Here is a 22,245-nt window from a genome sequence, read left to right on the forward strand (position 1 = left end):
AGTTATGTTGACTGAAAGTACGCTTTCGCGAGCAAGCTTCGCTCCTACAGGTTTCTACGATATTTCCAGTCTCCCGGAGTCCCGCCCCTATGAAGCACAACGTCATCCTTGTCGTGCTCGACGGCCTCAATTACGAGGTTGCGCGCCACGCCATGGGGCACCTGCAGGCTTACGTCGGCGCAGGACGCGCGGCACTCTACAAACTGGAGTGCGAACTGCCGGCCCTGTCCCGTCCGCTGTATGAATGCATCCTGACCGGCGTCACGCCGATCGATAGCGGCATCGTTCACAACAACGTTTCGCGCCTGTCCAACCAACGCAGCATTTATCACTACGCCAGCGAAGCGGGCCTGAAAACCGCTGCCGCGGCTTATCACTGGGTCAGTGAGTTGTACAACCGCTCGCCGTTCGTGGCCGCCCGGGACCGTCACACCGACGCCCCCGAATTGCCAATCCAGCACGGGCACTTCTACTGGAACGATCACTACCCGGACTCGCACCTGTTCGCCGACGCAGAACACCTGCGCCTGCGTCACGCACCGAATTTTCTCCTGGTGCACCCCATGAACATCGACGACGCCGGGCACAAGCACGGCCTCGACACCGCGCAATACCGCAACAGCGCCCGCTCGGCGGACATTATTCTCGCCGACTACCTGCAAGGCTGGCTCGACGCCGGTTACCAGGTGCTGGTGACCGCCGACCACGGCATGAACAACGACCGCTCCCACAACGGCCTGCTGCCGGAAGAGCGCGAAGTGCCACTGTTCGTGCTCGGTGACGCCTTCAGCTTCAACGCCGGCGCCGAACCGAAACAGACAGACATCTGCGGCACCGTCTGCGAACTGCTGGGCGTGGCCCACGACAAACCAGTGTGCCGGGAGCTGCTCAAGTGAATGCCATGACTCGCGGAAAATGGCTGGCGGCCTTGTGCCTCGTGCCCTTCGCACTGTTTTTTATAGTGTTCGAGATCGCCCCGCTCATCTGGGTGATGATCAACAGCCTGCAATCGGAAGAGTTCGGCTGGGGCCTGGCCAATTTCACCAAGATCTTCAATTCGAAGTTCTATCTGCAGGCGATCCAGTACAGCCTCGAGATCAGTTTCTGGTCCAGCGTGTTCGGGATCATCATCGCAGTGCTCGGCGCTTACTCCCTGCGTCGTGTCGACTCGAAGCTGCGTAACTTCGTCAACGCCTTCGCCAACATGACCAGCAACTTTGCCGGCGTGCCTTTGGCCTTCGCGTTCATCATCCTGCTGGGTTTCAACGGCAGCATCACCATCATGCTCAAGCAGGCCGGGATCATTCAGGATTTCAACCTGTACTCGAAAACCGGGCTGATCATTCTCTACACGTATTTCCAGATCCCCCTCGGTGTGCTGCTGCTCTACCCGGCCTTCGACGCCCTGCGCGAAGACTGGCGTGAATCTGCCGCGCTGCTGGGTGCCAACGGCTGGCAGTTCTGGCGACACATCGGTTTGCCGGTGCTGACGCCGGCACTGCTCGGCACCTTCGTGATCCTGCTGGCCAACGCCCTCGGCGCCTACGCCACGGTTTACGCACTGACCACCGGCAACTTCAACGTGCTGCCGATCCGCATTGCGGCGATGGTCTCCGGTGACATTTCCCTGGACCCGAACCTCGCCAGTGCGCTGGCCGTTGTGCTGGTGGCGTTGATGACCCTGGTCACCATCGTGCATCAGCTGCTGTTGAAGAGGAGCTACCATGTCTCGCGCTGAATTGGGCCCCGTCGGTATCTATCACCGCGTCGTGGTTTACCTGCTGTTTGCCATTCTGTTGCTGCCACTGGTTGGCACGCTGATCTACTCGATTGCCAGCAGTTGGTCGGCGACCATTCTGCCCAGCGGCTTCACCGTCAAATGGTATGTGCAGCTGTGGAGCGATCCGCGATTCCTGAGTGCTTTTGGCCAATCGCTGCTGGTCTGCGTCGGTGCGCTGATCCTGTCGGTGGTACTGATCCTGCCACTGCTGTTCGTGGTGCATTACCACTTCCCGAAACTCGATGCGCTGATGAACATCCTCATCCTGCTGCCCTTCGCAGTGCCGCCGGTGGTGTCGTCGGTGGGGCTGTTGCAGCTTTACGGTTCGGGGCCGTTCGCGATGGTCGGCACGCCATGGATTCTGATCGGCTGCTACTTCACCGTGGCGCTGCCGTTCATGTACCGCGCGATCACCAACAACCTGCAAGCGATCAACCTGCGCGACCTGATGGACTCCGCCCAACTGCTTGGTGCCAGCACTTTTCAGGCGGCATTCCTGGTGGTGCTGCCGAACCTGCGCAAAGGTCTGATGGTCGCGTTGCTGCTGTCGTTCTCGTTCCTGTTCGGTGAGTTCGTGTTCGCCAACATCCTCGTCGGCACCCGCTACGAAACCCTGCAGGTCTACCTCAACAACATGCGTAACAGCAGCGGCCACTTCACCAGTGCGCTGGTGATTTCCTACTTCTTCTTCGTACTGGTTCTGACCTGGGCGGCCAATATCTTGAACAAGGACAAAAGCGAATGAGCTATGTCAGCGTCCAACATCTGCAGAAAAACTATGCGGGCACCAACATATTCAGCGACATCAACTGCGAAATCCAGAAGGGCGAATTCGTCACCCTGCTCGGCCCGTCCGGTTGCGGCAAATCCACGCTGCTGCGCTGCATCGCCGGGCTGACCTCGGTGGATGGCGGCAAGATCTTGCTCGATGGTGTCGACATCGTGCCGCTGAGCCCGCAGAAACGCGGGATCGGCATGGTGTTTCAAAGCTATGCGCTGTTCCCGAACATGACCGTGGAGCAAAACGTCGCCTTTGGTTTGCGCATGCAGAAGGTCAATAGCGACGACAGCCAAAAGCGCGTTGCCGAAGTGCTGAAACTGGTGGAACTCAACGATTTCGCCGCCCGTTATCCGCACCAACTGTCCGGCGGTCAATGCCAGCGCGTTGCCCTCGCCCGCTCATTGGTGACCCGTCCACGCCTGTTGCTGCTGGACGAACCGCTGTCGGCCCTTGATGCGCGGATTCGCAAGCATTTGCGCGAACAGATCCGTCAGATCCAGCGCGAGCTCGGCCTGACCACGATCTTCGTCACACACGATCAGGAAGAAGCGCTGACCATGTCTGACCGAATTTTCCTGATGAATCAGGGAAAGATCGTACAGAGCGGCGACGCCGAAACCCTCTACACCGCGCCGGTGGATGTGTTCGCTGCCGGCTTTATCGGCAACTACAACCTGCTCGACGCCGACAACGCTTCGAAATTGCTGCAACGACCGATTACGCATCGCATCGCGATTCGCCCGGAAGCCATCGAACTGAGCCTGAACGGCGAACTTGACGCACAAGTGCGCAGCCACAGCCTGCTGGGCAACGTGATTCGCTACCGGATCGAGGCCCGGGGCGTGGAATTGGTGGTGGATGTGCTCAACCGCTCGGCGGCCGATCTGCATCCCGATGGTCAGCGTCTGGCGCTTTCCATCGATCCGACGGCCCTGTGTGAGGTAGCCTGATGACTTTGCTGATGTTGAAGAGAGAACTGCACTGATGGCCCTGGCAATTTTTGATCTGGACGAAACCCTGATCCACGGCGACTGCGCCACCCTCTGGAGCGAACAGATGGGCCGGCTGGGCTGGGTCGATCCCGAGTCGTTCATGCGTCAGAACAACGAACTGATGGACGCTTACAGCCACGGCAAGTTGCGCATGGAGGAGTACATGGCCTTCAGCCTCGAACCGATGATCGGGCGCACACCCGAAGAGGTCGACCACTTGGTCGGGCCGTGGGTGGAAGACTTCATCGAGCCGATCATCTTCAGCGACGCAACCAAAGCCATCGCCGCCCATCGCAAGGCCGGTGACCGGATACTGGTGATTTCGGCGTCGGGTACGCACCTGGTCAGGCCGATTGCCGACCGTTTGGGCATCGACGAGATTCTGGGCATCGAGCTGGAAGTGTTGCATGGGGTCTATAGCGGCAACACCGTCGGTACGCTGACCTACCGCGAAGGCAAGATCACCCGTTTACTGGAATGGCTGGATGCGGAGGAGGAAAACCTGGAGGGCGCGAGTTTCTATTCCGACTCACGTAACGATTTGCCGCTGTTGCTTAAGGTAGATTTCCCACACGTGGTGAACCCTGATCCGGTATTGCTCGAGCACGCCGAAAAAGCCGGCTGGCCGATCCACCTCTGGAAATAACCAAGCCCCTGTAGGAGCAAGGCTTGCCCGCGAAGGCAGCGACACGGTCTGTCAGATACACCGCGTCGCTGCCTTCGCGGGCAAGCCTCGCTCCTACAGGTTCGTTGTTGTCAGGTCAGGCTTTCGTCGATCACCAACACCAACTTCCCCGCCACCTTGTTCGTCGCCAACTCGGCAAATGCCGCTTCGGCATCCTTGATCGGGAAGGTCTTCGCCAACTGCGGGCTCAATCGCCCTTCGGCAAACAACGGCCAGACATGCTGGCGTAAATCACTGAACAAATCCGCCTTGAACTGATCGTCACGGCTGCGCAAGGTCGAACCCAGCAACTGCACGCGTTTGGCCAGCACCTGCGCCAGATCCAGTTTTGCCTCACGGCCGCCCATCAGTCCAATCAACACCCAACGGCCATCAAGAGCCAGCAGCTTGAGGTTCAGCGCGGCGTAGTTGCCGCCGACCGGATCAAGAATCACATCGAACGGCCCCAGGTCGATCAAGCTGTCCAGATCGTCGGTGCGCACCACGCCACCCTGTGCACCCAGCGCTTCGCAATAGGCCAGACGCTCGGCAGAACCGACGCTGACCCAGCACGGGTTGCCAAACGCCTTGCACAGCTGAATGGCAGCTGAACCGATTCCACTTGCTCCGGCGTGAAGAAGAACTTTCTCACCCGGTTTGAGCGCAGCCAATTGAAACAAATTCAGCCAGACGGTCGCATAGACTTCGGGCAGCGCTGCCGCCTCGGCCAGGGACAATCCTTCGGGGACCGGCAGCACATGCCGTCCGTCGACAACCACCTCTTCGGCCATCCCGCCCCCGGCCAGCAAGGCGCAGACCCGATCACCGACCTGCCAGGACGAGCCCGGGCCGACCTCACTGATCACCCCGGAACACTCAAGACCCAGTACCTGACTGGCCCCCGGCGGTGGCGGATAAAGGCCCGCCTTCTGTAACAAATCGGCGCGATTGAGGCCCGCTGCCGCCACGCGAATGCGAACTTGCCCTACATCGCATGTAGGACCGGGCTCTTCAACCCACTCCACTTGACCGTCAACGCCTTGCAATGCTTTCACAGTGCCTCCATAGTGAGTCTGGACTGAGCCCGAAGCTGTAGCGCCGGGCTTTTTGCATTATGCGACCGGCCCTTGTGGTACCGGCGACTTCAAAGACGGCCTAATATGCGTTATCAATTGTCCCCGCGTCGAATCAGCATGAAGCATCTGTTCCCCAGCACCGCCCTCGCCCTATTTATTGGTATCGGCCTGATGCCGATGTCGAGCAATACGTTCGCAGCCAATAGCTGGGACAAGCTTCAGCCAGATCGTGACGAAGTGATCGCCAGTCTGAATGTCGTCGAGTTGCTCAAGCGTCACCACTACAGCAAGCCGCCGCTCGATGACGCGCGCTCCGTGATCATCTACGACAGCTACCTCAAGCTGCTGGATCCGTCGCGCAGCTACTTCATGGCCAGCGACATTGCCGAATTCGACAAGTGGAAAACCCAGTTCGACGACTTCCTCAAGAGCGGCGACCTCAACGCCGGGTTCACCATCTACAAGCGCTACCTGGACCGCGTAAAAGCGCGTCTGGACTTTGCCCTTGCGGAGCTGAACAAGGGCGTCGACAAGATCGACTTCACCGCCAAGGAAACCTTGCTGATCGATCGCAAGGACGCGCCTTGGCTCAAATCCACCGCAGAGCTCGACGACCTGTGGCGCAAACGCGTCAAGGACGAAGTGCTGCGGATGAAGATTGCTGGCAAAGAGCCCAAGCAGATTCAGGAAACGCTGACCAAGCGTTACAAGAATCAGCTCTCGCGCCTGGACCAGACCCGTCCGGAAGACATCTTCCAGACGTACATCAACACCTTCGCCATGTCCTACGACCCGCACACCAACTATCTGTCGCCGGATAACGCGGAGAACTTCGACATCAACATGAGCCTGTCCCTCGAAGGCATCGGCGCTGTGTTGCAGAGCGACAACGACCAGGTGAAAGTCGTGCGTCTGGTGCCGGCTGGCCCTGCCGACAAGACCAAGCAGGTCGCACCGGCCGACAAGATCATCGGCGTTGCCCAGGGCAACAAAGAGATGGTCGATGTGGTCGGCTGGCGCCTCGATGAAGTGGTCAAGCTGATCCGTGGTCCGAAAGGTACCGTGGTGCGCCTGGAAGTCATCCCGGCCAGCAATGCGCCGAACGACCAGACCTCCAAGATCGTGCCGATCACCCGCGAAGCGGTGAAGCTTGAAGACCAGGCGGTGAAAAAGTCGGTCCTCAACCTGAAGCAGGATGGCAAGGACTACAAACTCGGCGTCATCGAGATTCCGGCCTTCTACCTCGACTTCAAGGCTTTCCGTGCCGGCGATCCGGACTACAAGAGCACCACTCGCGACGTCAAGAAACTGCTGACCGAGTTGCAGAAAGAGAAAGTCGACGGCGTGGTCATCGACCTGCGCAACAACGGCGGCGGCTCCTTGCAGGAAGCCACCGAGCTGACCAGCCTGTTCATCGACAAAGGCCCGACCGTGCTCGTGCGTAACGCCGATGGCCGGGTCGATGTACTCGAAGATGAAAACCCGGGCGCCTTCTACAAAGGCCCGATGGCGTTGCTGGTCAACCGCCTGTCCGCCTCGGCTTCGGAGATTTTCGCCGGCGCCATGCAGGACTACCACCGCGCACTGATCATTGGCGGCCAGACCTTCGGCAAAGGCACCGTGCAGACCATTCAGCCGCTGAACCATGGCGAACTGAAACTGACCCTGGCCAAGTTCTACCGGGTTTCTGGCCAGAGCACCCAGCATCAGGGCGTACTGCCGGACATCGATTACCCGTCGATCATCGACACCAAGGAAATCGGCGAGAGCGCCCTGCCGGAAGCCATGCCGTGGGACACCATCCGCGCGGCCATCAAGCCTGCGGTCGACCCGTTCAAGCCATACATTTCGCAGCTCAAATCCGAGCATGACGTACGTTCGGCCAAAGACGCGGAGTTCGTGTTCATCCGCGACAAACTGGCCCTGGCGCAGAAGTTGATGTCGGAAAAAACCGTCAGCCTCAATGAAGCCGAGCGTCGTGCCCAACACGCGGATATCGAAGCCAAGCAGCTTGCGATGGAAAACATCCGTCGCAAGGCCAAGGGCGAAGAGCCGCTCAAAGAGCTGAAGAAAGAAGACGAAGATGTCGCTGCGGCCGAGCCGGACAAGGTCAAACCAGAAGACGATGCCTACCTGAGCGAAACGGGTCGGATTCTGCTGGACTACCTGAAACTCAACACCGCGGTTGCCAAACACTAAGTTGTTACAAGCACGATGATGGCAATTTAATGCTGACGCCCCCTTAGCGTCATCAAACAGTCATCATTCTGTCGTGAAATACGGGACTGAGAGCTTTGGCTCTCAGTCCTTTTTTTTTCGCCAGAGACCGCCATGACCACTACCGAACAGCTGAGTGCGTTGAGTTCAATATTGACTCAAAGCGGTTTGCACAGCCTGTTCCAGCCAATCATTTCGCTCTCTGAACGACAGATCATCGGTTACGAAGCCCTCAGCCGTGGCCCCTCCAACAGCCCGCTGCACTCGCCCATCGCCTTGTTTGCCGTCGCCCGCCAGGCCGGTCGTTTGAACGAGCTGGAAATTGCCTGCCGCGAGAGCGCTTGCCGGCGCTTTAATGAGCAGCAACTGCCGGGCAAACTCTTTCTCAACGTGTCGCCGGAATCGCTGCTCGAAGCGGCTCACCAACCGGGTCGGACCCTGCAACTGCTGCAGGATTTCGGCATACCGCCCAGCCAGGTGGTCATCGAACTGACGGAACAGACGCCGACCGACGATTTCCAGCTGCTGCAGAACGCGCTGCATCACTATCGGGCGATGGGCTTTTCCATTGCGCTGGATGATTTGGGTGCCGGTTATTCGAGCCTGCGACTGTGGTCCGAGCTGCGGCCGGACTATGTGAAGATCGATCGGCACTTCATCGACGGCATCCATCAGGATGCGCTCAAGCGTGAATTTGTCGGCTCCATCATGCAAATCGCCAAGGCTTCTCGGGCACAAGTGATTGCTGAAGGTATCGAGCTGCCGGAGGAGCTCGCGGTGTTGACCGATATGGGCGTCGATCTGGTCCAGGGTTATTTGCTCTGCCGCCCTCAAGAACACCCGCCAAGGGAAGCGCGAAACCTGATGCCCAAACAGGACAGCTCTGCGGTGGCACTGAACGACGAAGGCAGTGACCTCAGTGCTCTTTTGATCGATCAGCCAGCGGTCGCGCGGGGTACGCCGACTGCCACGGTGCTGGAAGCCTTCCGCCGCCAGGCCAACCTGAACTCACTGGCGGTGCTCGATGAGCAAGGCCACCCCTGCGGCATCGTCCATCGGCATTCGCTGTCGGACGCCCTGCTCAAACCCTTTGCCACCGACCTCTTTGCCCGCAAGCCCATCAGCCGGTTGATGAACGACGACTTTCTCGCCGTCGAGATGAGCCAGTCGCTGCAACAAGTCAGCCGCCTGATCACCAGCCGCGCCCGGCAGCGCATCGAGGAAGACTTCATCATCACCCTCAACGGCGGCTACCTGGGACTGGGTCGGGTCATCGACGTACTGAAGCTGATTACTGAACTGAAGATCCAGCAAGCCCGTTACGCCAACCCGCTGACCCTGCTGCCGGGCAACGTGCCAATCCAGCAATGCCTGACGCGCCTGCTGCAACAACAAAGGGAATCAGTGATCTGCTACGTGGACATCGACAGTTTCAAACCCTTCAACGACATCTACGGCTACGGTCGCGGGGACGAAGTCCTGCTGTGCCTGGCGCAATGTCTGAATGATCGCGTCGACCCGTCCCGCGACTTTGTTGGCCATATCGGCGGCGATGATTTCCTGCTGGTGCTCGGGCCGGAAGACTGGCGCAAACGTTTGAATCAGCTGCTCGATGATTTCCAGAGCCAATGCCGGCGCTTCTACCGCAGCGAACACCTGGAAGCCGGCTGCTTCATCGCCCCGAATCGCCAGGGCGTGCGCCAGGAATTTCCGTTGTTATCGCTGTCGATCGGCGTGGTGCATTTGCATCCACAGGCCTGTGGACAACTCGATGCGAGCCAGTTGGCGGAGATGGCGTCGCAGGCTAAACACCACGCGAAGAATGTGCCGGGGTATAGCGTGCATGTGATTGATAGTCTGACGGTGCCCAAGCGTGAGGATGAATTGCTGGTTGGGCAGCGGTGATTGGGCTGATGCCTTCGCGGGCAAGCCTCGCTCCTACGGGATGTGTGTCGTTATTAACGTTCACATCCCGTAGGAGCGAGGCTTGCCCGCGAAGGCGTCTGATCAGACACTAATTATCCAAAGGACCGCGAGCAGCCAACTCTTTCAATTTGATCTCAGCCAACGGATGTCCGGCCTTGGCAGCCATCGCCCAAAACCGGGCAGCCTCATCCGGATCCGGTGCCTTGCTCGCCGTCCCGGCCAGACTGATCACCCCCACCTGATACGCCGCCTTGCCATCTCCCGCCAACGCCGCCAGGCGCAGCAAGCGGACACCTTCCTCACGAGCCCCAAGGCCCACGCCGCGAAAGGCCAGAATGTGGCCATAGAAGCTTTGAGCGTCGACATCGCCCAGGTTCGCCATGCGTGCAAGCTGGCCTTCAAGCCAACTCCAGCCGCGTGGCTGACCCACAAACCACGACCAGTGAAACAACCGGCGAGCCAGCCAGTAACCGGCCCGCGCCTTGAGCTTGAAAAACACTCAGGCTTCCGCCGATTCGGGGTACTCGTATTCGAACACTCGCACCACTTCCGAGGCATGCCACGAGGCGGCGGCGACACCATCGGACGGTCCGGAGAAACGTCCCAGGCGCTCGACGCATTCGAAGAAACCGGTGCGCGGCAGGCGACTGGCGCCCTGGCTGATTACCAACGAGCTGCGCAGCGGCTGCTCGGCCTTGGCGTCCAGTGCGGCCAGGTGTTCAAGGGCTGCGGTCAAGGTTTGCATGGCTGGCGTCGGCAATTGCAGGCGCTCAAGCAACGCGCGGTAGGTCAGCAAATGACGCTGGCGGCGCGCCTGATCCAGCTCGCCCAGCAATCCGTCCCAATGTTGACGACTGATGCGTACGCTCACGATTCTTCCCTCCACCCTGGCACCGTCAATTCCCAGGCCAGGCTGCGGCGAATTGCAGCGTCGGGTTGACGCTCGCCACTTTCGATCAAGGCCAGATAGGACGGGCTGATGCCTACCGTGCGGGCCAGCGCCTCAATGGCGATGCCCTTCCCTTCGCGCAAACTGCGTAGTTGATCCAGACCCGGAAGAATCTGGTCTGGCGTGGCCGCGCGCTGCACAGGGGCCTCGCGCGCCGGTTGTTGATCGATGCCTGCTGCTTTGAGTAGAGCCTGATACTGAGCCCACGGAACAACCGCATACTCGGGCTCGCCTTCGCGTGTGATTATCTGAATATCCATGACTTCCCCGTAGGACAACGACACTTAGCGAGTCGGCGCTTTTCCTTAGAAGTGTAATCCTAACAGCGGCCAAGGTCGCGGGGGTATGAATATAGGGATGATCCTGAATCGACTCAGGTTTTTTTCGGGCCCTGCAGTTGAAGTTGTTCCAGGGTATCGGGCAAGCGCTCGACCACCGCGAGTTTCTCTGGCACCTGGCGATTGCGCCAGGCGCGGAAGGCGTTGAGCTCGTCGTCGAGAACCTTCATCAGCCAGGCGAGCACGGCGATGTCATCGAACATGCCGAACACCGGAATGAAATCCGGAATCGCATCCACCGGGCTCAGGAAATACATCAAGCCTGCCACCACCGAGATCAGCGCTTTAGGGCTGATGGCCCGGTATTCACCTCGCCAGTAAGCCAGGCACAACGCCTGCAACAAACGCAGGTCGTCTTTGAGCTTGCCCAAACGGTTGCCCTGGCTGGCACCTTTGCTGGCTACCGCGAACAATAACGTCGGCAAACGCCCACGAGCGAGCAGACGTCCGGCCAGTGGCAGGAAACGAGCGAAATTCCAGGGTGCTTTCATCATTCCTCCCGCTGAAATGTTATCCACACAAATTGTGGATAACCTTGTGAACAGAGCTGCATTTCACGGCTGAAAGCCCCGTTTCATAAGGGCTCAACTCAGATCGGGCGTTTTTTACTCACATAAAAAAACCCAAGATTTCATTGACTTGGCGCTCCGCCGCGGCTAGCGCAGGCGCTCTCAATGGCTATGACTCCAGCCTGAAACATCCGTTCGCTTTGTTTACCCTTGCCGGACGCCAGATGCAACAACGCCCCGCATAAGCGAGGCGTTGTTGTCAGGACAAACGCTAATTACTTGGCAGCGTCGTCTTGTTTTGCCGGATCCTTGATCGCCAGCAGTTCCAGGTCGAATACCAGCACCGAGTTGGCTGGAATCGCCGGGCTTGGGCTTTGGGCGCCGTAAGCCAGCTCGCTAGGGATGAACAGTTTGTACTTCTCGCCAACGTGCATCAGCTGCAGGCCTTCGACCCAACCCGGAATCACGCCGCTGACCGGCAGATCGATCGGGCTGCCACGCTCGACGGAGCTGTCGAACACGGTGCCGTTGGTCAGGGTGCCGGTGTAGTGAACAGTCACCACGTCGGTCGGCTTAGGCTGTGCGCCATCAGCTTTCTTGACCACTTCGTACTGCAGGCCCGAAGCCGTGGTGGTGACACCGGCTTTCTTGGCGTTGTCTTCGAGGAATTTCTTGCCGGCGGCTGCCGACTCTTCACTCATTTTGGCCATACGTTCTTCAGCACGCTTCTGCAGTGCTGCGAAGGCTTCGACCAACTCGTCATCCTTCAATTTCTGTTCTTTCTTGCCGATGGCATCTTCAATGCCCTGGGCAACGGCTTTGGAGTCCAGATCATCCATGCCTTCCTGAGCCAGGCTCTTGCCCATGTTCAGGCCAATCCCGTAGGAAGCTTTTTGCGCCGGGGTTTTCAGCTCTACGCTGGTCTGCGAGTCGCAACCCGCAAGTACCAGGCTAACCAGGGCCACCGCCGCCGCCAACCGATGCTGTTTCATGCTATTTCCTTGTTCATGCGCCTAAAGGGCAATCGAGTAAAGCCGCGAGCTTATCAGGCGGCCACGACCAATGGCTACCGGCATGAGAGCAGGAAATTTCTGATAAGTTCAGGTGTTTTAACGCATTTCCGGAATCGGATGATGAAGCTTCTGTCATCTTCGCCCCACAGGGACGACTGCTTCGTCCCACAACAACTGAAGTAATGGCCACTTGCCCCACGATTGCAGGTGAGGCATAAGAGAGCGACAACTCGACAAGGATGTTTAACTTGCGCCTCTTTTATCGCTTTCTGATTCTGATCGTTGCACTGCTGGGCCTCGCCCTCGCCGTGATTCTGTATTACGTCGCCAACCCGAAACTGCCGAACTGGTCGCCAGCACAACAAGTGCATTACCTGGAGCAGTGGAGCGCGGCCGACCGCCAGACCTACTACTTCACGCCCCAGGGCACTCAGGTCAAAGGCTTGCGCTACGAGTGGTTCAACGCGCTCGAGCTGCCCTTTTCGCAACAGCGATTCGCCAGTCCGGAGTACCTTGCGCGCTTCGGTTTCCTGGTCGATCCCGGCCAGAAAGCCACGCCGAACAACCCCGGCAACCTGCCCGTGGGTTTCGCCCGCCATCAAAACCCCGGCAGCCAGGAACAGTTTCTGGACATCACCTGCGCCGCCTGCCACACCGGCGAATTGCGCTTCAACGGTCAGGCCATCCGCATCGATGGCGGTTCGGCGCAACACGTCTTGCCGTCCAGCGTTCCGACACTGCGCGGTGGCAGTTTCGGACAAGCTCTGGTCGCCAGTCTGACGTCGACTTACTACAACCCGTGGAAATTCGAACGTTTCGCTCGCAACGTGCTGGGCCAGGAATACGACGCCCGGCATCAACAGCTGCGCAAAGACTTCAAAACCTCTCTCGATACGTTCTTGAAAGTAGCCTGGAACGACACCCATCGAGGGCTCTACCCGACCGAGGAAGGCCCTGGCCGCACCGACGCGTTCGGGCGCATTGCCAACGCCAGTTTCGGCGACGCGATCTCACCGGCCAACTACCGGGTGGCCAATGCGCCGGTCGACTACCCGCAACTGTGGGACATGTGGACATTCGACTGGGTGCAGTGGAACGGTTCGGCGCAGCAGCCGATGGCCCGCAACATCGGCGAGGCGTTGGGCGTAGGCGCCACGCTGAATTTCTTCGACAGCAACGGGCAGCCACTCAAGGGCGACTACCGATATCCGTCCAGCGTGCGGGTGCGCGATTTGCACCTGATCGAAGAAACCCTGCAACGACTCAAACCGCCTGCCTGGCCGGAAGAGCTGCTGGGCGCTGTCGACAAGCCTTTGGCCGCCAAAGGTCGCGCACTGTTCACTGAGAACTGCGCCGGTTGCCACGTTCCGCGGACGATCCAGGAAGGCGAGCGCTGGGTGCAGCAGTTGCACATGCTGCCCGTCGACGTCATCGGCACTGATCCGACAGCGGCGAGCAACATCGCCAACCACCGTTTCGACCTGACCGCGCTGCAATGGGACCCGACCGAACTGGCACAGATGGACGTGAAGCTGCACCCGACACCCGAGGAGCCGCTGGACCTGAGCCAGCTTTCGGTGGCCAAGGGACTGGCCTACGTCACAGCGTTCGTCGAGGACCGGGCTTACCGAGAGGCCAAGGTCACAGCCGCAGAAAAGCCTCGGCTCGATGGCTTCGGCCTGCCGATCGGCGTTCGTGAAAAAGTCGCCTACAAGGCTCGGCCGCTGTCAGGCGTCTGGGCGACCGCACCGTTTCTGCACAACGGCTCGGTGCCGAGCATTTACCAATTGCTCTCGCCTCAGGACGAACGCGCGGCCACCTTCTATAAAGGCACGTTCGAGTACGACCCGAAACACCTGGGCTATCGCACCGAAGCCTTCACCAATGCATTCCTGTTCGACACGCGCATTACCGGCAACCACAACAGCGGCCATGAATTCCGCGCCGGTAAACGCGGCAACGGGGTGATTGGCCGACTGCTGCAACCCGAGGAACGCTTTGCGCTGCTGGAGTACCTGAAAGTGCTGGGCGGCCCGCTGGAGGCGCAATTGCCATGATCATGACCACCTTCAAGAAAGATTTGCCGATGTTTGCCCGGTTCTGGTTGTGGCTGGGTCGCCTGCTCGGCAAAACCCTGCTGGTTTTGCTGGGCATCGGCTTGCTTGGCTGGGCGCTGGCCACTGCCTGGTTTGCCTGGCAGCACCGTGGACCGGTCTCGGCACTGGAGCAGATTCCGGATGGCGAAGCCGCCATGACCCAGGACGTGATCCAGACCGCCGTGCGGATTGTCGATCAACACCGTGAAAGCACCCGCTATCTGCGTGATGCCCATGCCAAGGCCCATGGCTGCGTAAAGGCCGAGGTGCAGGTGTTGCCGGATCTGGCGACAGAGTTGCGTCAAGGTGTGTTCAGTGAGCCGGGCAAGACCTGGCAAGCGACGATGCGCCTGTCCAACGGCAATGCCTACCCGCAATTCGACAGCATCCGCGATGCGCGGGGCATGGCGATCAAACTGCTCGATGTGCCAGGCAAGCAACTGCTCAGCGATCAACAGCGGCGCGGCGAACAGGACTTTGTGATGTTCAGCCATCCGAACTTCTTTGTCAGCGATGTCGCCGAATATCGTCAGAATGTCGCCGCCCAGGCGGACGGCAAGAAGGTGATGGCGTTCTTTCCGGGCTGGGACCCGCGCACCTGGCAGATTCGTCATCTGTTTATTGCCTTGGCGACGCTTTCTCCGCCACCACCGAGCCCGACTCAGACGACATACTTTTCGGTTTCGCCCTACAAATTCGGCGAGGCCAATGCCAAGTTTCGGGTCATGCCCGACCCAACGAACTGCCCGACCTATGCCCTGCCCGCACAAAACCAGAAGTTGCCGAACTTTCTGCGCAATGCGCTGAACCAGCAACTGTCGACCGATCGGGTGCCTGCCTGTTTTGTCCTGCAGATCCAGCGGCAGGATGCAGGCAAGTACATGCCGATCGAGGACACCAGCGTTGAATGGAAGGAAAGTGACGCGCCTTTCCAGACGGTGGCGCGGATCAACGTGCCCGCGCAGGACTTCGACACGCCAGCATTGAACCTGCAATGCGACAACCAGTCGTTCAATCCATGGTTTGGTGTTGAGGCCCATCGTCCGATTGGCGGCATCAACCGCTTGCGCAAAGCTGTCTACGAGGCGGTCAGCGATTACCGACACAGCCGAAACGCCGAGCAGTAAGCAGGCACAAACGAAAAAAGCGACCCGAAGGTCGCTTTTTTAATGGAAGTCGGCATAAAGCCAAACCCCAGACAGCAAAAAGCCCGCTTAAAGCGGGCTTTTTCTGTGGTGACCTGGCGTTCAGTGTTCCAGGTTACCGAATATGGCGCAGCGGACGGGACTCGAACCCGCGACCCCCGGCGTGACAGGCCGGTATTCTAACCGACTGAACTACCGCTGCGCGTAGCGTTGAAAGTAAATGGTGGGTGATGACGGGATCGAACCGCCGACATTCTGCTTGTAAGGCAGACGCTCTCCCAGCTGAGCTAATCACCCTTTACCTTCGTTGCGGGGCGCATTGTGCCACAGATTTTCATAACATGTTGATTTAATTGATAAATAATTCAAAAAAATCTGAAAACCGGTGAAACGACGCATCCAGCAGGAACTTCAGGCAGAAAAAAACCCGCGTTAGCGGGCTTTTCCGTGGTGACCTGGCGTTCAGCGTTCCAGGTTACCGAATATGGCGCAGCGGACGGGACTCGAACCCGCGACCCCCGGCGTGACAGGCCGGTATTCTAACCGACTGAACTACCGCTGCGCGTAACACTTGAAGCGAATGGTGGGTGATGACGGGATCGAACCGCCGACATTCTGCTTGTAAGGCAGACGCTCTCCCAGCTGAGCTAATCACCCTTCACTTTCGGTGTGGCGCGCATTCTACGGAGCGACCTCACCTCTGGCAAGCACTTTTTTAAATAATTTTTTCAGGCCTTCCAAAGGCTTAGAGAAGGGTTGGCCTATGGCGCCACGAAGAGAATAATGCCCCACTTTGTATAAAGGAGAGACTCGCCCCATGTGGTTCAAAAACCTGCTTATCTATCGCCTGACCCAAGATCTGCCTTTTGATGCCGAGGCGTTGGAAACTGCACTGGCCACCAAACTGGCGCGTTCATGTGCAAGCCAGGAGTTGACCACCTACGGTTTCGTCGCGCCTTTCGGCAAGGGCGAAGATGCACCACTGGTGCACGTCAGCGGCGACTTCCTGCTGATCTCCGCCCGTAAGGAAGAACGCATCCTGCCGGGCAGCGTCGTGCGTGACGCCGTTAAGGAAAAGGTCGAAGAGATCGAAGCCGAACAAATGCGCAAGGTCTACAAAAAGGAACGCGATCAGATCAAGGATGAAATCATCCAGGCCTTCCTGCCGCGTGCCTTTATCCGTCGTTCGTCGACCTTCGCGGCCATTGCACCGAAGCAAGGCCTGATTCTGGTCAACTCGGCCAGCCCGAAACGTGCCGAAGACCTGCTGTCGACCCTGCGTGAAGTCATCGGCACCCTGCCGGTACGTCCGCTGACCGTGAAAATGTCCCCGACCGCCACCATGACTGAATGGGTCACCACCCAGAAAGCCGCGGATGACTTCTTTGTGCTGGACGAGTGCGAGCTGCGCGACACCCACGAAGACGGCGGCATCGTGCGCTGCAAGCGTCAAGACCTGACCAGCGAAGAAATCCAGTTGCACCTGAGCACCGGCAAAGTGGTCACTCAGCTGTCGCTGGCCTGGCAGGACAAACTATCCTTCGTCCTCGACGACAAGATGGTGGTCAAGCGCCTGAAGTTCGAAGACCTGCTGCAGGATCAGGCGGAACAGGACGGCGGCGAAGAAGCCCTCGGCCAGTTGGACGCCAGTTTCACCCTGATGATGCTGACGTTCGGCGACTTCCTCCCGGCGCTGGTTGAAGCGTTGGGCGGTGAAGAGACGCCGCAGGGAATCTAAAGCCTGGTGATTTTCCACTGTGGGAGCGGGCTTGCTCGCGAAAGCGGTTTTACATCCAACACATGTGTTGGTTGAAACACCGCTTTCGCGAGCAAGCCCGCTCCCACATTTGTTTTGCAGTGCTACTTAAAATAAGGATCAGGCCATGCGTGCACTGGCTGCATTGAGTCGCTTTGTCGGCAACACCTTCGCTTACTGGGTTCTGATTTTCGCCGTCGTGGCTTTCCTGCAACCGGCATGGTTCCTCGGCCTGAAAGGCGCGATCGTGCCGCTCCTGGGCCTGGTGATGTTCGGCATGGGCCTGACCCTCAAGCTCGAAGACTTCGCCGAAGTCGCTCGCCATCCGTGGCGTGTGGCGCTGGGCGTGGTTGCACATTTCGTGATCATGCCCGGTGTGGCGTGGTTGCTCTGCCAGGTGTTCCATCTGCCGCCGGAAATCGCCGTGGGTGTCATCCTGGTCGGTTGCTGCCCAAGCGGCACCTCATCAAACGTCATGACCTGGCTGGCCCGTGGCGACCTGGCGCTGTCGGTGGCCATCGCCGCCGTCACCACCCTCCTCGCTCCACTGCTGACGCCCGCGCTGATCTGGCTGCTCGCCTCGGCCTGGTTGCCGGTGTCCTTCATGGAGTTGTTCTGGTCGATCCTGCAAGTGGTGCTGCTGCCGATCGTGCTCGGCGTGGTCGCTCAGCGCGTGCTCGGGGATCGGGTTCGCCACGCGGTGGACGTATTGCCGCTGGTTTCCGTTGTCAGCATCGTGATCATCGTCACGGCTGTCGTCGCGGCCAGCCAGGCGAAGATCGCCGAGTCCGGCCTGCTGATCATGGCCGTGGTGATGCTGCACAACAGCTTCGGCTATCTGCTGGGGTACTTCACCGGACGGCTGTTCAAGTTGCCACTGGCCCAGCGTAAATCCCTGGCGCTGGAGGTCGGCATGCAAAACTCCGGTTTGGGCGCCGCGCTGGCCAGTGCACACTTCTCGCCGCTGGCGGCGGTGCCGAGCGCGTTGTTCAGTGTGTGGCACAACATTTCCGGGGCGCTGCTCTCGACGTATTTCCGCCGGATGAGCGAGAAAGAAGATCGGGAAACCGCGGCTCGGCAAGTGACTGAGTAAGCGGAAAACTTGATCCCCGGGTTAATGATGGGCACCATACTGCGCAACGCGAGGACGACCTCGCGGCTCGATCGAGTTATTAATCTGGGGACGACCCCGTCAATCGATGGAGGTCTCTCATGTCCTGGATCATTCTGTTTTTCGCCGGCCTGTTCGAAGTGGGCTGGGCTGTCGGCCTGAAATACACCGACGGTTTCAGCCGCCCCCTCCCTACTGCGTTGACGATTGCCGCGATGGCCATCAGCCTTGGCCTGCTTGGGCTGGCGATGAAGGAATTGCCCCTGGGCACTGCCTATGCGATCTGGACCGGCGTGGGTGCCGTCGGCACGGTCATCGCCGGGATCATCCTGTTTGGTGAATCGATGGCGCTGTTCAGGCTGGCCAGCGTGACCTTGATCATTGCCGGGCTGATCGGACTGAAAGTCAGCGCCTGACGGCTTGCGGCCAATACGACAAAGCCCGCCCCTCTATCGATAGAAGGCGCGGGCTTTTTCAATGGTGAGTCCAACCGATCAGCTTTCGGCCAATGCCATGCGCCCACGCGCGACCGGAGCCCTTTCCGAATGCTCAAGCTGGATGCACCGCTCCAGGAACAAGTACATGTAGTCGTAGCTTTTGCACACGGCCTCGCGCAATTGGGCCTGCAGTGACTTGCTCGGGTTCAGCCCCGCCAGCGTGCAGATGATTTCCAGCGCTTCCCACGGATGGGCGTCATCGTACTGGGCATGCATCTTCAGCCACTTCATCGCTCGCTTGCGATCCTCTTCGGGGAACGATGCCGCGTAGACGCCATTGGAACAGACCAGCGCCGACCACTCGCCGGTCGCGCCTTCAATGGCGTAGTTGGTGGCGGCAATGGCGACGATCAACGAGTCCGCCGAACTGGTGTGCCAGCACCAATGACTCAAGGCGTGAAGTTCAGGGGCCACCTTTTGCGCCTGCAGTTCTTCCAGGCTGACACCGTGAGCACGGCTCCAGTGCACCCAGTAATCGGCATGGTTCAATTCCACACGAATGTTGCGCATCAACCATCGTCGCGCCATGTCCTCGCCGGGATGGCGGGCAAAACGGGTCTTGGTGAGGTTCTGTGCCATATATAACGCGAATTGCTCAACCACGGGCCAACCACCAATAAGGTAGTTGCGCATGGTCTTTGCGCTGAGTTTGTTATCTCGCATGCGCCTGTACAATTCGTGTTCGACAACCCGGCGTTTACTCTCGCTGCAGTCCTGGATCAGTTGCTGAGCCCAGGCGGGATAACTTGCAGCTTCCATGAGGGGTCCGGTTCTGTTGAATGTATCGATCACTGTCGGGTTCCTTTTGATTGTGATTGTAAGGATCAGCAAGAGATTTCAACGGAACGTGCCAGGCGCCTTGAACAACAACGGCTGAGGCCTGGCAGGACGACTTTGTAAACTATCGCAGGTAAACAAATGCGGGCGCTCAATCACATACCCTTGAGCGTAATCCACCCCGATTTCCAGCAATGCCTGTTCAATCTGGGGTGTTTCAACAAACTCGGCAATCGTACGCTTACCCATTACATGGCCGATGTGATTGATCACTTCGACCATGGCGCGGTTAATCGGGTCGTCCAGCATATCCTTTACGAAACTCCCGTCGATCTTCAGGAAGTCTACAGGCAAATGTTTCAAGTAGGCGAATGAGGACATACCGGCGCAAAAGTCATCCAACGAAAAGTGGCAACCTAAGCCTTTGAGTTCATTAATAAATCTAATTGCACTTCCAAGATTGGAAATAGCACTGGTTTCAGTAATTTCAAAACAAATCATTTCAGGCGGTATGGAATAAGTAATGAACTGTTGACGCAGGAAGTCCAGGAACGCCTCATCTCCTATAGTTGTGCCTGACAGATTAATCGCACACATCGCCAACGGCCCTTTGTGTTTCTCCGATATACATTGGGCAATGATCTTGAAAACATTCTGTACAACCCAACGATCAAGCGAAGTCATCAGTCCATAACGTTCCGCCGCCGGAATAAAACTGTCGGGCAATATCATGCGTCCGGCTTCGTCATGCAGGCGCAACAGGATTTCGATATGCCCGCCGCCTGTTTCGACATGACCCAGGGCTGCGATTTCCTGGGCATACAGACAAAAGCGGTCCTCTTCCAGCGCCATGTGCAAGCGCTGCACCCAAGCCATTTCGCCAAAGCGCAGGGACAGTTCCGAGTCATCGGCGTGATAGACCTGAACCCGGTTGCGGCCCTTTTCCTTGGCCATGTAACAGGCCATATCGGCGGCGCGCAGCGATGTTTCGAGGGTGGTCGGGTGCTGATTGATGTGTACCAGGCCGATGCTCACGGTGGTCACGAACGGCCGGCCTTTCCAGACGAAGTGCAGGTTCTGCACGGTCTGGCGCAGGCCCTCGGCGATTTTCTCCGCGGCTTCCGGTGCGCAACTCTCCAGCAGGATGCCGAATTCGTCGCCGCCCAGGCGGGCCAGGGTATCGCCTTCGCGCAAGCCCGATTGCAGCAACGCGCAGATGTGCCGCAACAACTCGTCCCCCGCCGCGTGGCCGCACGTGTCGTTGACCAGCTTGAACTGGTCCAGATCGAGGAACATCAAGGCATGACGCCCCGGATGTCGCGTCAGGTTGTGCAGCACCTGTTCCAGGCGATATTCGAATTCGCGGCGATTGGCCAGCCCGGTCAGGGCGTCATGGGTCGCCTGCCAGGACAAATTGGCAATGTATTGCCGCTCCTGGGTCATGTCGTGCAACACCAGCACGGTGCCGCTGACCTTGCCGGCATTGCGGATCGGCGCACCGACCAGCGTGACCGAAACAGTGCTGCCATCCAGCCGTTGAATCAATTTGGAATGCTCGCTGCCACCGCTGAGCTGACCGCTCAGGATGTGCTCGATCAGCGTAAAGCCGTCGGCCTGGGCATTCTCGTCCAGCAGATTGAACAGCGCGGCCAGGGGCAAGCCTGTCGCCTGCTCGGCCTTCCAGTGCGTCAACGCCTCGGCAGCCGGGTTCATGTAGGCAATCGCGCCGTCGACATTGGTGGTGATCACGGCATCGCCAATCGATTGCAGGGTGATCTGCGCGCGCTCCTTCTCCAACTGCAAGGCGTCGGCGAACGCATGGCGCTGCTTGAGCAATTTGTGCGTGCGCATCAGGGCCAGGACAATCAAGCCCAGGGCGGTGGCGAGGTTCGTCAACAGCAGCAGGCGCAGAATCACCCGCGAGCCTTCACCCAGGGCATCGCTGAAGGCCTTCGCCGCCGGCGTCACTTCATCGTTGATCGCAAAAATCTGATCTTTCCAGCGCTGGATATCGCCATTGGTGGCCTGACGGGAGGTGATGCGCTGATGCATTTCCCGAGCAACATCACCCAGGCGCAGCAGATACGCATCCCCTACCGTCCAGAGGTCGATGGCTTTCTCAAGGTAAGAGAAGTGACGGAAATTGAGGTACAGCCAGATCAGGCTGGAGACGTCATCCGGATGGTTGCCCCCCTTGAGGATCGCCTGGCGTGCCGCTTCGATGTTCGGCGGCTGATGGTCCAGCGCCACACGTAACTCGTGGCCCCCTTGAGGCACGGCGATGGCGTTCTGGTATTTGAGGAATATCGTCTCGTCGCGACTGTCCGCGTAGAGATTCAGGTAATAGATGGCGTCTTTCTGGCCCTTGGACCAGAGACTTTCGCCGGCAACATAGCCGCGCACCGCCGACAGAACATACAGGCTGAAACCGCCCAACAGCGCCTGAAATAGCACGACAGCGATAAATGGCCAGACAATGCCCAGCAACCGTGGCGTTCCGAGAGTCCGCGTTTGATTCATGAGGTCCCTTGTTTTAGCACTGCCAGATCATCATCCAACGTGATCGCTACAGCTAGACTAGGGTGCGTTCTCGATCCCGGCAAGCGAGAAGCCCTTTC

At 58.8% G+C, this 22,245-nt stretch carries 20 protein-coding genes and 4 tRNA genes; 12 read left to right on the forward strand and 12 right to left on the reverse strand.

All coding sequences use genetic code 11. The features are described from left to right. Positions 1–89: 89 nt before the first annotated feature. The 5 genes from IB245_RS13925 to IB245_RS13945 are packed head-to-tail and all read left to right on the forward strand — an operon-like array spanning position 90 to position 4,199. Positions 90–896: an alkaline phosphatase family protein gene (locus IB245_RS13925; RefSeq protein WP_192227872.1), complete on the forward strand. Its 807-nt coding sequence runs from the start codon at positions 90–92 to the stop codon at positions 894–896. Between the two features lie 5 nt (positions 897–901). Beyond that, positions 902–1,738 (forward strand): ABC transporter permease, encoded by an 837-nt coding sequence (locus tag IB245_RS13930; protein WP_162130714.1) that lies wholly within the window; start codon positions 902–904, stop codon positions 1,736–1,738. Beyond that, positions 1,725–2,525 carry an ABC transporter permease gene (locus tag IB245_RS13935; RefSeq protein WP_192227873.1) on the forward strand — a complete coding sequence of 267 codons (801 nt, stop codon included), beginning with the start codon at positions 1,725–1,727 and terminating at the stop codon, positions 2,523–2,525. Before IB245_RS13930 ends, IB245_RS13935 begins: the two co-directional genes overlap by 14 nt. Then, entirely contained in the window at positions 2,522–3,511 is a 990-nt protein-coding gene (locus IB245_RS13940; protein WP_008040902.1) for an ABC transporter ATP-binding protein, read from the forward strand. The genes IB245_RS13935 and IB245_RS13940 overlap by 4 nt, the downstream gene beginning before the upstream one ends. Positions 3,512–3,545: 34 nt before the next feature. Further along, positions 3,546–4,199, forward strand: coding sequence for an HAD family hydrolase (locus IB245_RS13945; protein ID WP_008040903.1), 654 nt, complete (start codon positions 3,546–3,548; stop codon positions 4,197–4,199). Positions 4,200–4,309: 110 nt separating this feature from the next. On the opposite strand, the gene IB245_RS13950 is transcribed toward IB245_RS13945, so the two are convergent. Beyond that, positions 4,310–5,272: a zinc-binding dehydrogenase gene (locus IB245_RS13950; RefSeq protein ID WP_192227874.1), complete on the reverse strand. Its 963-nt coding sequence runs from the start codon at positions 5,270–5,272 to the stop codon at positions 4,310–4,312. Between the two features lie 138 nt (positions 5,273–5,410). On the opposite strand from IB245_RS13950, the gene IB245_RS13955 reads away from it, so the two are divergent. Both IB245_RS13955 and IB245_RS13960 read left to right on the forward strand, forming a co-directional pair. Then, on the forward strand, positions 5,411–7,492 hold the full coding sequence (locus tag IB245_RS13955) for a carboxy terminal-processing peptidase (protein WP_192227967.1): 2,082 nt from the start codon (positions 5,411–5,413) through the stop codon (positions 7,490–7,492). Between the two features lie 132 nt (positions 7,493–7,624). Next, complete coding sequence (locus IB245_RS13960) at positions 7,625–9,415, forward strand: bifunctional diguanylate cyclase/phosphodiesterase (protein WP_192227875.1); 1,791 nt, start codon at positions 7,625–7,627, stop codon at positions 9,413–9,415. Positions 9,416–9,524: 109 nt separating this feature from the next. On the opposite strand, the gene IB245_RS13965 is transcribed toward IB245_RS13960, so the two are convergent. From IB245_RS13965 to IB245_RS13985, 5 genes are all read right to left on the reverse strand, one after another. Next, complete coding sequence (locus IB245_RS13965) at positions 9,525–9,935, reverse strand: sel1 repeat family protein (RefSeq protein WP_192227876.1); 411 nt, start codon at positions 9,933–9,935, stop codon at positions 9,525–9,527. Next, on the reverse strand, positions 9,936–10,307 hold the full coding sequence (locus IB245_RS13970) for a hypothetical protein (protein ID WP_003223109.1): 372 nt from the start codon (positions 10,305–10,307) through the stop codon (positions 9,936–9,938). Then, positions 10,304–10,645 (reverse strand): helix-turn-helix domain-containing protein, encoded by a 342-nt coding sequence (locus IB245_RS13975; RefSeq protein WP_192227877.1) that lies wholly within the window; start codon positions 10,643–10,645, stop codon positions 10,304–10,306. The genes IB245_RS13970 and IB245_RS13975 overlap by 4 nt, the downstream gene beginning before the upstream one ends. A 113-nt stretch (positions 10,646–10,758) precedes the next feature. Next, a complete protein-coding gene (locus IB245_RS13980) occupies positions 10,759–11,214 on the reverse strand; it encodes a YkvA family protein (protein WP_192227878.1) in 456 nt (151 codons plus the stop codon). Positions 11,215–11,507: 293 nt separating this feature from the next. Beyond that, the gene (locus tag IB245_RS13985; RefSeq protein WP_008040911.1) at positions 11,508–12,224 is read right to left on the reverse strand and encodes an FKBP-type peptidyl-prolyl cis-trans isomerase; all 717 of its coding nucleotides are present in this window, start codon (positions 12,222–12,224) and stop codon (positions 11,508–11,510) included. Between the two features lie 269 nt (positions 12,225–12,493). Here IB245_RS13985 and IB245_RS13990 point away from each other — a divergent pair, with 269 nt between their 5' ends. Both IB245_RS13990 and IB245_RS13995 read left to right on the forward strand, forming a co-directional pair. Beyond that, positions 12,494–14,302: a di-heme-cytochrome C peroxidase gene (locus tag IB245_RS13990; protein WP_008030403.1), complete on the forward strand. Its 1,809-nt coding sequence runs from the start codon at positions 12,494–12,496 to the stop codon at positions 14,300–14,302. After that, positions 14,299–15,468, forward strand: coding sequence for a catalase family protein (locus tag IB245_RS13995; RefSeq protein ID WP_192227879.1), 1,170 nt, complete (start codon positions 14,299–14,301; stop codon positions 15,466–15,468). The genes IB245_RS13990 and IB245_RS13995 overlap by 4 nt, the downstream gene beginning before the upstream one ends. A 143-nt stretch (positions 15,469–15,611) precedes the next feature. Here the strand turns inward: IB245_RS13995 and IB245_RS14000 are convergent. The 4 genes from IB245_RS14000 to IB245_RS14015 all read right to left on the reverse strand — a co-directional run bounded on the left by IB245_RS14000 (position 15,612) and on the right by IB245_RS14015 (position 16,143). Continuing rightward, a tRNA-Asp gene (locus IB245_RS14000) sits at positions 15,612–15,688 on the reverse strand. A 19-nt stretch (positions 15,689–15,707) separates the two neighbouring features. After that, positions 15,708–15,783 (reverse strand) — tRNA-Val (locus IB245_RS14005). A 188-nt stretch (positions 15,784–15,971) separates the two neighbouring features. After that, positions 15,972–16,048 (reverse strand) — tRNA-Asp (locus IB245_RS14010). 19 nt (positions 16,049–16,067) lie between these two features. After that, positions 16,068–16,143 (reverse strand) — tRNA-Val (locus IB245_RS14015). Positions 16,144–16,303: 160 nt separating this feature from the next. Between IB245_RS14015 and rdgC the strand changes: the two genes are divergently transcribed. The 3 genes from rdgC to sugE all read left to right on the forward strand — a co-directional run bounded on the left by rdgC (position 16,304) and on the right by sugE (position 18,769). Next, positions 16,304–17,224 carry a recombination-associated protein RdgC gene (gene rdgC / locus IB245_RS14020; protein ID WP_008035659.1) on the forward strand — a complete coding sequence of 307 codons (921 nt, stop codon included), beginning with the start codon at positions 16,304–16,306 and terminating at the stop codon, positions 17,222–17,224. A gap of 145 nt (positions 17,225–17,369) precedes the next feature. After that, on the forward strand, positions 17,370–18,335 hold the full coding sequence (locus tag IB245_RS14025; RefSeq protein ID WP_008035661.1) for a bile acid:sodium symporter family protein: 966 nt from the start codon (positions 17,370–17,372) through the stop codon (positions 18,333–18,335). Positions 18,336–18,454: 119 nt separating this feature from the next. Then, positions 18,455–18,769, forward strand: a complete 315-nt coding sequence (gene sugE, locus IB245_RS14030; RefSeq protein ID WP_008035664.1) for a quaternary ammonium compound efflux SMR transporter SugE — start codon at positions 18,455–18,457, stop codon at positions 18,767–18,769. A 78-nt stretch (positions 18,770–18,847) separates the two neighbouring features. On the opposite strand, the gene IB245_RS14035 is transcribed toward sugE, so the two are convergent. Together IB245_RS14035 and IB245_RS14040 are read right to left on the reverse strand one after the other, a co-directional pair. Further along, complete coding sequence (locus IB245_RS14035; RefSeq protein WP_225609890.1) at positions 18,848–19,609, reverse strand: TenA family transcriptional regulator; 762 nt, start codon at positions 19,607–19,609, stop codon at positions 18,848–18,850. A gap of 78 nt (positions 19,610–19,687) precedes the next feature. Further along, on the reverse strand, positions 19,688–22,147 hold the full coding sequence (locus IB245_RS14040; RefSeq protein WP_192227881.1) for an EAL domain-containing protein: 2,460 nt from the start codon (positions 22,145–22,147) through the stop codon (positions 19,688–19,690). Positions 22,148–22,245 lie beyond the last annotated feature (98 nt).

Origin of the sequence: Pseudomonas sp. PDM02 (assembly GCF_014852285.1) — a bacterium.
Lineage (GTDB): Bacteria > Pseudomonadota > Gammaproteobacteria > Pseudomonadales > Pseudomonadaceae > Aquipseudomonas > Aquipseudomonas migulae.

Coding starts and splice junctions, on each gene's coding strand:
- IB245_RS13925 (WP_192227872.1), top strand. CDS start 90: ATGAAGCACAACGTCATCCTTGTCGTGCTCGACGGCCTCAATTACGAG.
- IB245_RS13930 (WP_162130714.1), top strand. CDS start 902: ATGACTCGCGGAAAATGGCTGGCGGCCTTGTGCCTCGTGCCCTTCGCA.
- IB245_RS13935 (WP_192227873.1), top strand. CDS start 1,725: ATGTCTCGCGCTGAATTGGGCCCCGTCGGTATCTATCACCGCGTCGTG.
- IB245_RS13940 (WP_008040902.1), top strand. CDS start 2,522: ATGAGCTATGTCAGCGTCCAACATCTGCAGAAAAACTATGCGGGCACC.
- IB245_RS13945 (WP_008040903.1), top strand. CDS start 3,546: ATGGCCCTGGCAATTTTTGATCTGGACGAAACCCTGATCCACGGCGAC.
- IB245_RS13955 (WP_192227967.1), top strand. CDS start 5,411: ATGAAGCATCTGTTCCCCAGCACCGCCCTCGCCCTATTTATTGGTATC.
- IB245_RS13960 (WP_192227875.1), top strand. CDS start 7,625: ATGACCACTACCGAACAGCTGAGTGCGTTGAGTTCAATATTGACTCAA.
- IB245_RS13975 (WP_192227877.1), bottom strand. CDS start 10,645: ATGGATATTCAGATAATCACACGCGAAGGCGAGCCCGAGTATGCGGTT.
- IB245_RS13980 (WP_192227878.1), bottom strand. CDS start 11,214: ATGAAAGCACCCTGGAATTTCGCTCGTTTCCTGCCACTGGCCGGACGT.
- IB245_RS13985 (WP_008040911.1), bottom strand. CDS start 12,224: ATGAAACAGCATCGGTTGGCGGCGGCGGTGGCCCTGGTTAGCCTGGTA.
- IB245_RS13995 (WP_192227879.1), top strand. CDS start 14,299: ATGATCATGACCACCTTCAAGAAAGATTTGCCGATGTTTGCCCGGTTC.
- rdgC (WP_008035659.1), top strand. CDS start 16,304: ATGTGGTTCAAAAACCTGCTTATCTATCGCCTGACCCAAGATCTGCCT.
- IB245_RS14025 (WP_008035661.1), top strand. CDS start 17,370: ATGCGTGCACTGGCTGCATTGAGTCGCTTTGTCGGCAACACCTTCGCT.
- sugE (WP_008035664.1), top strand. CDS start 18,455: ATGTCCTGGATCATTCTGTTTTTCGCCGGCCTGTTCGAAGTGGGCTGG.
- IB245_RS14035 (WP_225609890.1), bottom strand. CDS start 19,609: ATGGAAGCTGCAAGTTATCCCGCCTGGGCTCAGCAACTGATCCAGGAC.
- IB245_RS14040 (WP_192227881.1), bottom strand. CDS start 22,147: ATGAATCAAACGCGGACTCTCGGAACGCCACGGTTGCTGGGCATTGTC.